General features: G+C 48.7%; 9 protein-coding genes and 1 CRISPR repeat array. Of the genes, 2 read left to right on the top strand and 7 right to left on the bottom strand.

Annotated elements, in window-relative coordinates; genetic code table 11:
• Positions 1–188: 188 nt before the first annotated feature.
• Both Q4488_RS16430 and Q4488_RS16425 read right to left on the bottom strand, forming a co-directional pair.
• A complete protein-coding gene (locus tag Q4488_RS16430) occupies positions 189–1,679 on the bottom strand; it encodes a CoA-acylating methylmalonate-semialdehyde dehydrogenase (RefSeq protein ID WP_303581571.1) in 1,491 nt (496 codons plus the stop codon).
• Positions 1,680–1,744: 65 nt separating this feature from the next.
• Positions 1,745–3,082, bottom strand: a complete 1,338-nt coding sequence (locus tag Q4488_RS16425; RefSeq protein WP_303581570.1) for an aspartate aminotransferase family protein — start codon at positions 3,080–3,082, stop codon at positions 1,745–1,747.
• Positions 3,083–3,187: 105 nt separating this feature from the next.
• On the opposite strand from Q4488_RS16425, the gene Q4488_RS16420 reads away from it, so the two are divergent.
• Together Q4488_RS16420 and Q4488_RS16415 are read left to right on the top strand one after the other, a co-directional pair.
• Complete coding sequence (locus Q4488_RS16420; RefSeq protein WP_303581569.1) at positions 3,188–4,105, top strand: LysR family transcriptional regulator; 918 nt, start codon at positions 3,188–3,190, stop codon at positions 4,103–4,105.
• A gap of 59 nt (positions 4,106–4,164) precedes the next feature.
• Complete coding sequence (locus Q4488_RS16415; protein WP_303581568.1) at positions 4,165–4,638, top strand: NYN domain-containing protein; 474 nt, start codon at positions 4,165–4,167, stop codon at positions 4,636–4,638.
• Positions 4,639–4,711: 73 nt separating this feature from the next.
• Positions 4,712–6,816: direct repeats of the CRISPR family, unit length 29 nt; unit sequence CGGTTCATCCCCGTGCTTACGGGGAACGC.
• Between the two features lie 82 nt (positions 6,817–6,898).
• On the opposite strand, the gene cas2e is transcribed toward Q4488_RS16415, so the two are convergent.
• The 5 genes from cas2e to cas5e all read right to left on the bottom strand — a co-directional run bounded on the left by cas2e (position 6,899) and on the right by cas5e (position 10,371).
• Positions 6,899–7,189, bottom strand: a complete 291-nt coding sequence (gene cas2e, locus Q4488_RS16410; protein ID WP_303581567.1) for a type I-E CRISPR-associated endoribonuclease Cas2e — start codon at positions 7,187–7,189, stop codon at positions 6,899–6,901.
• 2 nt (positions 7,190–7,191) lie between these two features.
• Positions 7,192–8,112 (bottom strand): type I-E CRISPR-associated endonuclease Cas1e, encoded by a 921-nt coding sequence (gene cas1e / locus Q4488_RS16405; protein WP_303581566.1) that lies wholly within the window; start codon positions 8,110–8,112, stop codon positions 7,192–7,194.
• A gap of 221 nt (positions 8,113–8,333) precedes the next feature.
• Positions 8,334–8,936, bottom strand: a complete 603-nt coding sequence (locus tag Q4488_RS16400; protein ID WP_303581565.1) for a KilA-N domain-containing protein — start codon at positions 8,934–8,936, stop codon at positions 8,334–8,336.
• A 30-nt stretch (positions 8,937–8,966) separates the two neighbouring features.
• Positions 8,967–9,638, bottom strand: a complete 672-nt coding sequence (cas6e, locus tag Q4488_RS16395) for a type I-E CRISPR-associated protein Cas6/Cse3/CasE (protein ID WP_303581564.1) — start codon at positions 9,636–9,638, stop codon at positions 8,967–8,969.
• Positions 9,625–10,371 carry a type I-E CRISPR-associated protein Cas5/CasD gene (gene cas5e, locus Q4488_RS16390; protein WP_303581563.1) on the bottom strand — a complete coding sequence of 249 codons (747 nt, stop codon included), beginning with the start codon at positions 10,369–10,371 and terminating at the stop codon, positions 9,625–9,627. Before cas5e ends, cas6e begins: the two co-directional genes overlap by 14 nt.
• Positions 10,372–10,378 lie beyond the last annotated feature (7 nt).

Here is a 10,378-nt window from a genome sequence, read left to right as displayed (position 1 = left end):
CGCTGCACTGGCTTTCGCGTATCTGGCCATTCTAATGGCCGCAGAGAACATAACGGACTTATTCGCACCTTCCCTAAGAAAACCATCAGACACAAAAAACCGGTCGCTGCCTAAACAGCGACCGGTTTATTGTGTCTCATCGAGGGCAGGTTAATCAGCAGAGCCTGCCCTGCTGCCTAACCGTGACCTTAGCTTGGAAAGGCGAATGAAACCCCTTCGCGCACACCGCTAGAAGGCCAGCGCTGAGTGATGGTTTTACGTTTAGTGTAGAAACGCACGGCATCAGGGCCATAGGCATGTAGATCACCGAACAGTGAACGCTTCCAGCCGCCAAAGCTGTGATACGCCACCGGTACCGGTAACGGTACGTTAATACCCACCATACCGACCTGAATATTGTCCGAGAAGTAACGCGCCGCTTCACCGTCACGGGTGAAGATACAGGTGCCATTGCCATACTCATGATCGTTGATCAGCTGCATCGCCGCTTCCATCGAATCCGCCCGCACAACCTGCAATACTGGGCCAAAGATCTCTTCCTGATAGCTAGACATCGTCGCGGTCACATTATCGATCAGCGTGGCACCGACAAAGAAGCCATCGTCAAAGCCATCAACCACTGGGTTACGTCCATCGACCACCACCTTCGCACCATCGGCTTCGGCGCTATCGATAAAGCCATTCACTTTAAGCTGATGAGCACGGGTAATCACCGGGCCAAAGTCGTTATCGCTATTGCTATACGCACCGACTTTCAAAGGCTCCATCGCCGCTTTCATTTTCGCCACTAAGGTATCCGCCGCCGCATCACCCACAGCTACCGCCACAGACAGCGCCATACAACGTTCACCGGAAGAACCAAACGCCGCACCCAACAGTTGATTGACGGCATTATCCATATCCGCATCGGGCATCACGATCGCGTGGTTTTTCGCGCCACCGAGTGCCTGACAACGCTTACCGTTGGCATTAGCAGTGCTATAGATATATTCGGCAATCGGCGTTGATCCCACAAAGCTGACCGCTTTAATACGGTTATCACTCAACAACACATCTACCGCTTCTTTATCACCGTTAACGACGTTAATCACGCCTTTCGGTAAGCCGGCTTCTTGCAGTAGCTGCGCGATAAACAGAGTGGATGATGGATCGCGCTCTGAGGGTTTCAAGACAAAGGTATTACCGCAAACAATCGCCATGGGGTACATCCACAATGGCACCATCGCGGGGAAGTTAAACGGTGTAATACCGGCAACGACGCCCAATGGTTGAAACTCGCTCCAAGAATCAATCCCAGGACCAGCATTACGGCTGTGTTCACCTTTGAGTAACTCTGGCGCACCACAAGCGTATTCGACGTTTTCAATCCCTCGCTGCAGTTCACCGGCAGCATCATGGGAAATTTTACCGTGTTCTTCACCGATCATTTCGCAGATTTTATCGGCGTGCTCTTCTAGCAGCGCTTTAAAACGAAACATCACCTGTGCCCGTTTTGCCGGCGGAGTATTACGCCATGCCGGAAAGGCCTGTTCAGCCGCGGCGATCGCCTCTTCAACAGTAGCCACAGAAGCCAGCGCGACCTGCTTGCTCTCTGCGCCTGTCGATGGGTTAAAAATTGCCTGTGTACGAGCGGCATCGGTGCGCATCTCGCCATTTATCAAGTGGCCTACAACGGTCATAATACGATCTCTTTATTTTTTCGGGCTACACCATCGGTGCAGCCACATTAACGTTAAAAACAGGGTTAGCTTAATTCTCGAATAGACTCGCCTAACGCATTAATCAAGCTATCTATCTCTTCAATTTCAACGGTGAATGGCAAGCCGAGCTGAATCGTATCGCCACCATGGCGAACATAAAAACCTTTTTCCCAGCACTTCATCGCGATCTGATGAGGTCGCAGCGCGGGTTCACCCGGCGCAGCCTCAATGGTTAAACCGGCCGCCAGACCATAGTTACGGATATCCGAGATATACTGCGTACCTTTCAAGCTATGCACCATCTCTTCAAACTGCGGCGCTATCGCTTTAGAACGTTCAATCAACTTATCGTTGGCCAGAATATCCAATGATGCTAAGCCCGCGGCACAGGCCATCGGATGGGCTGAGTAAGTATAGCCATGTGGCAGTTCCAACATATACTCAGGGCCAGCATCCGCCATAAAGGTGTCATAAATCTCTTGCTTCGCAATGACCGCACCCATCGGAATAACACCATTGGTCAACTGCTTAGCAACGGTCATCAGATCCGGCGTTACACCAAAGGCTTCCGCGCCAGTGTTCGCACCCATGCGGCCAAATGCGGTGATTACTTCATCAAAAATCAGCAAGATATTGTGTTTATCACAGATCTCACGCAATCGTTTAAGGTAGCCTACCGGTGGTGGAATAACGCCGGTAGAGCCGGCCATCGGCTCGACAATCACCGCCGCAATATTAGAGGCATCGTGAATCGCAATCTGTTGCTCTAGCTCATCCGCCAGATAAGCACCGGTTTCAGGCATGCCTTGTGTGAATAAGTTTTCTTTCAGCAGCGTATGCGGGATATGTACCGCATCAATTCCCTGACCATAGATAGCTCGGTTTGGCCCAATACCACCGACACTGATACCACCAAAATTGACACCGTGATAACCGCGTGCCCGACCGATCAAGCGCGTTTTACCCGCTTGACCTCTTTTACGCCAGTAAGCTCGGGCAATTTTCAGTGCGGTTTCAACCGATTCAGAACCGGAACCGGTAAAGAAGACGCGGTTTAAACCCTCAGGCATCAGCTCCGTAATGCGATGCGCCAGTTCAAATGATTTTGGATGACCAAACTGAAAAGCTGGCGAGTAATCCAACTCTTTCACCTGTTTACTCACCGCTTCGCTAATCTCCGGACGGCTATGGCCAGCACCACAAGTCCATAAACCGGACAGGCCATCAAAAATCTTACGTCCGTCTGCCGCGGTGTAATAATTACCTTCGGCTGCAACAATCAGTCGAGGATCTTGTTTGAAGCTTCGGTTAGCCGTAAATGGCATCCAATGGGCATCAAGCTGCTCTTGGGAAAGACCACAACGATTCTGATTATCAGTCATAATTTTCATCTCAGGTTAATCACTTGTTGACTCCATTATCGTCAAAGATTAAGTTTATTAAATCTATAAATATTAATTTAAAGTTAACTATAAGATTACCTATAAATGAGCCGTTCAGAAAATCTGCTACCCCGTCAATTGGGTGACGCCCATATTCGCTTACTACGAATCTACAAAGCCGTGGTTGAAAGCGGTGGTTTTTCAGCTGCCGAGGTTGAACTTAATATTAGTCGTCCGGCCATTAGCCTCGCCATCTCAGAACTGGAAAGCTTGCTCAATATGCGACTCTGCAATCGAGGCCGAGCAGGCTTTGCCCTCACAGAACAAGGTGAGGAGGTATACGATGCCACCCTTCAACTACTGGGTGGGCTAGAGAGTTTTCGTGCCCGTATCAACGCCATCAATACCGAATTGAAGGGCGAGTTAAATATTGGCATCACCGATAACATGGTCACCGTGCCACAAATGCGAATAACCCGCGCCCTTGCCGCCCTCAAAGCGCGAGGCCCACAAGTCATCATCAATATCCGTATGATTCCACCGAAGGATATCGCATCGGGTGTGCTCGACGGTCAGTTACTGGTTGGCGTCGTATCAGAGCAGCGTAGCCTACCGGGCCTCAATTATCTGTCCCTTTATGATGAACAATCTCTGCTTTATTGCAGTAACAAGCATCCTCTATATGCACAAGATAACAGCACGCTAACGGATGAAGAACTGGCCGAATATGATGCCGTATTGCCAGCCTACCCTCAGTCCGCCGAGATAAAACAGCAACAAACCATACTGAAATTCAGCGCCAGCTCGACCGACCGTGAAGGCATCGCCTTTCTCATATTGAGCGGCAGCTATATCGGCTTTTTACCAACCCACTATGCCGAGCAATGGATTCGAGAAGACCGCATCAAAGCGATTCAACCCGAACAGCGTAGCTTTACTACTCACTACACCGCGATTACCCGTAAAGGATCCCGTAATAATTTAATCCGCGATGCCTTTATGGAAGAATTAGAAAAACAATAAATACACCGTCAGCTAAGCGGTTTAATTAATGTGACAAGATAAAAAAATAAGGATCACCCGTGAAGCGCATTGCTATCTTTGCTGATGTACAAAATATCTACTATACCAGCCGTCAAGCTTACGGACGTCAGTTTAACTATCGTAAACTATGGCAAAAGATCAGCCGCGAAGGTGAGATCGTCACAGCCAACGCCTACGCGATTCATCGCGGCGATGAGAGTCAACTTAAGTTTCAGAATGCGCTGAAACATATCGGTTTTACCGTCAAACTCAAGCCCTATATTCAACGCAGTGACGGCTCGGCCAAAGGCGACTGGGATGTCGGCATTGCCATCGATATGATGGACAGCGCCGCTGAAGTGGATAGCGTTATTCTCCTATCGGGTGATGGCGATTTTGATCTGCTACTCGAACGCGTCAGGTTTAAATATGGCGTTAAGACTCAAGTCTATGGCGTCCCATCCCTCACCGCCAACTCACTGATTAGCGCTGCGGATGAGTTTTTCCCGATTGACGAAACCTTACTGCTCTAGGGCGCAGCCCCTTCGCCACACTCAATACATTCTGCTATGAAGAGCATTACACGACTCACTTGAGCATAAGGCACCGTTCATCCCCGTGCTTACGGGGAACGCTACTTCTGATACTCATCAAATGGCAATACCTCCGGTTCATCCCCGTGCTTACGGGGAACGCGCTTCTGTTTCAACCATGGATGCAGCGGCAAGCGGTTCATCCCCGTGCTTACGGGGAACGCTGAACTAAAATGTTAAACATAGTAACAAAAGCCGGTTCATCCCCGTGCTTACGGGGAACGCTTTATTCAACGCACTAGCAGCGGCTCTGGGCACGGTTCATCCCCGTGCTTACGGGGAACGCACCCTGGCCCATTTTGCCGGATCACCTGGAAGCGGTTCATCCCCGTGCTTACGGGGAACGCGATGTACTGAATATCGCATGCATCAAAACAATCGGTTCATCCCCGTGCTTACGGGGAACGCTGACGCTTTGACCTGATCCATTATTCGTATAACGGTTCATCCCCGTGCTTACGGGGAACGCGCGATAATTTCAGCGTGATGAGATTTGTGCAATCGGTTCATCCCCGTGCTTACGGGGAACGCGTGCCGATAAAGCCGCAATTACACCAAGCTGCCGGTTCATCCCCGTGCTTACGGGGAACGCTTACCATCCTCATCAAGAAAAGAGATTGAAACCGGTTCATCCCCGTGCTTACGGGGAACGCCAAGTTCCTCGTGCTGATATACCCCGTTCTAGCGGTTCATCCCCGTGCTTACGGGGAACGCCGTCACCGGTTTGCCAAAGTGGGCGCGCACCTCGGTTCATCCCCGTGCTTACGGGGAACGCTAGCAGCTTGGCCCGCTCCAGTGAGTTAACGGCGGTTCATCCCCGTGCTTACGGGGAACGCTTCATGTCTGTGCATTGAATACCATTCCTCAACGGTTCATCCCCGTGCTTACGGGGAACGCGCTGCTCGATCAGCTGGCACAGAAAGCGCTGCTGGTTCATCCCCGTGCTTACGGGGAACGCTGCGTAGTTGAGCTGTCCGGTAATCCTGTTAAAGGTTCATCCCCGTGCTTACGGGGAACGCTTCTCATTTTTAATTTCCTCAGTTAGAAAAGCCGGTTCATCCCCGTGCTTACGGGGAACGCCAGCGTGTACGTGAATCGATTACCGTAGAGCTCGGTTCATCCCCGTGCTTACGGGGAACGCGTTTTAAAAGCCATTTCATCACGGGAAACAGCCGGTTCATCCCCGTGCTTACGGGGAACGCGAAAAAGGTCGCATTGTAAAAGAAAATGATCACGGTTCATCCCCGTGCTTACGGGGAACGCCTCTTTCAGTATGTTTTTCACAGTCGTCATCTCGGTTCATCCCCGTGCTTACGGGGAACGCTTATCATGTTTCACAGCAAAAATGAGTTTTCACGGTTCATCCCCGTGCTTACGGGGAACGCACGAACAGATTGTGCGCATGTTGAATAAGAATCGGTTCATCCCCGTGCTTACGGGGAACGCGACGCAGAAACGCTGTCTATATATATATCAGCCGGTTCATCCCCGTGCTTACGGGGAACGCTAGCCATGTAGTTATGAGTGGGGACGGTGTGTCGGTTCATCCCCGTGCTTACGGGGAACGCCAACCAGAAGCGAAGATTATAAAGAATAATGGCGGTTCATCCCCGTGCTTACGGGGAACGCTACCAGACGGGAATTGACCTAAATCCCTGTTGCGGTTCATCCCCGTGCTTACGGGGAACGCGCCCGGGCGTTGCTTTCGTTGAGCTCTTTATTCGGTTCATCCCCGTGCTTACGGGGAACGCTTTGTGCGCAGATACTCGCGGGCGTTGTCCTGCGGTTCATCCCCGTGCTTACGGGGAACGCTGGATAGAGCTTTGCTTAGCGTGTTAGTCTCGGCGGTTCATCCCCGTGCTTACGGGGAACGCACCGGCAGGCTGGTCAGACGATTGAAGCCAGACGGTTCATCCCCGTGCTTACGGGGAACGCTATAACCGGATGGGATATTCGCCGCGGTAATGCGGTTCATCCCCGTGCTTACGGGGAACGCGCTATGGGCACTGTCTCATTCTCTAAACACGGCGGTTCATCCCCGTGCTTACGGGGAACGCATCACGTTCATAAAGTTTCTGTACTTGAAACGCGGTTCATCCCCGTGCTTACGGGGAACGCTCTAAATATACATGATTGTATTTAAAGGAGAAATGACTCCCTTATAAATCTACCAAATTGTTAAAGAGCAATACTTGGCTTTCTATTCATCTTGAGGAAGAAAACGAACAAGCCTCAAACCATCAAAATCTATTGGCACTCGCCGGTTTTTTCCGTAAGTAATAAAATCAAAACCTGATTCAGTATTGGTGGCCCAAACCATTACTACATTACCCTCCTCTGCGAGCTCTGTTACTTGGTGCCAGATCATTTCACGTATGCGACGCGATACATCCCCAACATAAACACCCGCACGCACTTCTAATAGCCAAACGGCCAGTCGACCTCTCAGTCTGGGCGGTACAGCTTCTGTCACCACCGTCAGCATGCTCATGATTATTTGCTCCTGTGTCCATCATCACCGATTTTATCCGGCTCGGGGATAGCCGGCGGCTGAGCATCTTTTGGAGGTGCGGGAAGCGCTATCTCGCCAGCGGCTAGAACTTCTTCAATTAGTGGAATTAAGCGTTTTAGCAACTTACTCGTGCGGAAAATCTCACGACAGGCGATCCGTACTTCACGATCGGGCTGCCGCCTTTTGCTGGCGGCTATTTTAAAAGCGACCGGCACAACCGTTTCAAATTTCACCAAATCAGCAATATCGTAGATAAAAGAAAGTGGTTTACCGGTATGAACGAAGCCTATCGCGGGGGCATAGCCAGCAGCCAATACCGCCGCTTCGGTGACACCATACAAACACGCGGTTGCCGCACTTAAGCACTGATTCACAGTGTCCCCTTTATCCCAGTCTTTAGGATCATATCGGCGCCCGTGCCAAGTAACATTGTATTGCTTTGCTAACATTGCATAGGTTTTCCTAACTCTTGCACCCTCGATCCCCCTCAGCTGTTCAACGCTTCTTCTTTCTGGTGGTGATTCACCAAAGCGAAGCTCAAACATTTTTCTGACGACTTTGAGGCGTAACGTCTCATCCAATGCTAGTTTTGCCTGATACAATAATCTATCTGAGCGAGCACCTCCTGGCTGCCCGACTGAATATAGACGCACGCCTGCCTCACCAACCCAGATTAATAAAGTACCGGTTGTTGCAGCAAGTTTTACGGCAGCATGGCTTATCCGTGTTCCAGGCTCCAACATCAGACAGGCAATCGAACCCACGGGGATATGCATCCGCTCACCGTTGACTTCATCAATGACCACAAACGCACCATCACGTACATCAATCCGCCCCATACCCACAAATATCATAGAGTTACGATCTTTAATCGGGATCGGTTTTAAAGGAGTAAAAGCCATTCTTATCTTCCCTACTCAGGCAATAGATGAACGCTCGATTTAATCAACACTCTCATTTGCTGAATGGCCAAGTCATTAAGCTGAACAATACGTTCTGGCTGACTTAGCCCCTGCCGAATAAAGTGAGCATTCATGGATTCCAAATTAGCTAGGCAAACTAATTGATGAACATTAGCATGATCACGCATATTGCCTTTTTCGCTAGGATTTTCTTCGCGCCATTATTTTGCAGTCATACCAAACAAAGCCATATTCAGCAGGTCAGCTTCGCTAGCATAGACCGCTGATGCTTGTTGTTGGCTGAGCAGATCAGGAATTAAGTGTTCTTGAATCGCGTCGGTATGGATTAGATAATTAACTTTGGCTAAGTTGCGTTTAATATCCCAACCAAGTTCCTCGAACTCTTGCTCTTTGAGACGCTGAAACTCTTTGATGAGATAGAGTTTGAATTCAACTGAGATCCAGCTAGCAAACTCAAAGGCGATATCTTTTTGCGCGAAGGTGCCACCATAGCGGCCCGCTTTAGATATAATACCTACGGCCCCTGTGGTTTGTATCCATTGTTTCGGGGTTAAGGTAAAGCTGTTAAGACCCGCCTCTTTTTTAAAGTCCTCGAATTCGAGGACTTTAAAACTCGGATTATTAAGCTGTTCCCAAATACCTAAGAACTCAATCGTATTTCTATTTCGTATCCAATTGCCAATGATATGAGCAGCTCGATCACTGCCCTTATATTTGGCAATATCGGTTATACAAATATACTCAACACCATCCCTGGTGTTTGTTGATATAGTTTGGTCTAAGACCTGTAGTTTTGATTTCATGGCGCGTCCTTTTGCTCATTACCGATTGATTCAGATCGGCCGAATCAACATCAACCCACATCCCATACTTTTAGACCTTCCATAACCCTTGGCATACTCTTGAAGAAAGACCTGCGGATCCTCAACCGTTAACACACCTTGAAAATCCACCGTAGAAAACTGTACCTGATGGTTATTCTTACGACTTTTATGCTGGCGATAACATTCTATTTCAGGCAAGGCATCCAATTTAAACCCCCAACGATTTAAACGATTCTCATCAGAAATCCATTCTTGCGCAGCATCGTTCATGAGTCGTTTAATTTGCTCATCACCGAGATTAGCTTGCTTTACAGCCTTATACTTCGCATTCATCAATACATCATGGCGCTTACTTTTACCGCCTTCATTTTTCACACAAACAGTTGGGTTGACACGTAACTTAAATGCTAGCCGACTCCCTTTGCTTAGTTTAGGCGTGAAAACTTTAGTCTGTACTCTAAACAGCGGGTTACTAGAATCTGGATGCGTCATAGACAAAACATAAAAATGAGGTAATCCTCCCTCGGTAATCTCTTCACGATACAAAAAATTACGCTCCGTTTGCTCACTGAAAAGCTTCCACAATAACTGATGGGAAGCATAGGCACCATTCGTGCCGAGCTTAACCAACTCTTGAGCTGTATGTTGATCGAATATTAAAGAAACCTTAGACAGAAACATTTGCAACCTCCTCAACTGACAATTGATGCATTGCCCGCTGTTTAAATTGCCAACGCTCCCTGTGAACAGGTTCATCCCAAGGGTTGGTCGTCAACACTCTAACATCATCAATTTCCGCTTTATCTCCTTCCCAAAAATAAGTAACACGGCCATTAAACCCAAGCCATAAGGCATCTTCTTTATGGCTGCGCGTTAATGCTGGAAACTCTGTATCTAATGCAGCTTTTAGATTATCAGCCTTAATCAATACAGGTTGTAGTGGCGCAGCTAAAGGACAGGATTTTCTTCCTAAACTTAAGGTATAAACTGGTTTTTTTAGTGCGTCCTGCAATTTATCAAGACTAACGATAGAGGCCTGCGCTAATGAAATAGCCACTATCCACAAGCCATCACAGCAATAATCACGACTTGATAAAATGGTATTGAGCTTGTCTTCACCCAATTCACTTTTTCGCGTCCGGTGCACCACCTTATTATTATGTGAAGGAACTTGGCTGGTATGATAGTCACGCATTAACGAGCCAGGTACACATTGCTTGATAGCAATACAAATACTCTGCTGTAGGTCGGTTAAGGCAACTTCATTGTCGCGTTTGATGCCCAGCGCAGCGCCCATTAATCCTAAAATCGCCGACCGCGTTGGCTGCATTGCTGTAGTTCGGTCACCGCCAACAGCAGGTAATCCCCAACTGGCCATTGGCCCAAACAAACGAAAGACAAGATATTCTTTCATTATCTTT

Source organism: Amphritea sp. 1_MG-2023 (assembly GCF_030547545.1).
Lineage (GTDB): Bacteria > Pseudomonadota > Gammaproteobacteria > Pseudomonadales > Balneatricaceae > Amphritea.
This window is presented reverse-complemented; position numbering and strand designations above follow the sequence as displayed.

Bases quoted from the DNA above. Each gene is read 5' to 3' on its own strand.
- Q4488_RS16425 (WP_303581570.1), bottom strand. From the start codon at position 3,082: ATGACTGATAATCAGAATCGTTGTGGTCTTTCCCAAGAGCAGCTTGAT.
- Q4488_RS16400 (WP_303581565.1), bottom strand. From the start codon at position 8,936: ATGAAATCAAAACTACAGGTCTTAGACCAAACTATATCAACAAACACC.
- cas1e (WP_303581566.1), bottom strand. From the start codon at position 8,112: ATGGCTTTTACTCCTTTAAAACCGATCCCGATTAAAGATCGTAACTCT.
- Q4488_RS16420 (WP_303581569.1), top strand. From the start codon at position 3,188: ATGAGCCGTTCAGAAAATCTGCTACCCCGTCAATTGGGTGACGCCCAT.
- cas2e (WP_303581567.1), bottom strand. From the start codon at position 7,189: ATGAGCATGCTGACGGTGGTGACAGAAGCTGTACCGCCCAGACTGAGA.
- cas5e (WP_303581563.1), bottom strand. From the start codon at position 10,371: ATGAAAGAATATCTTGTCTTTCGTTTGTTTGGGCCAATGGCCAGTTGG.
- Q4488_RS16430 (WP_303581571.1), bottom strand. From the start codon at position 1,679: ATGACCGTTGTAGGCCACTTGATAAATGGCGAGATGCGCACCGATGCC.
- cas6e (WP_303581564.1), bottom strand. From the start codon at position 9,638: ATGTTTCTGTCTAAGGTTTCTTTAATATTCGATCAACATACAGCTCAA.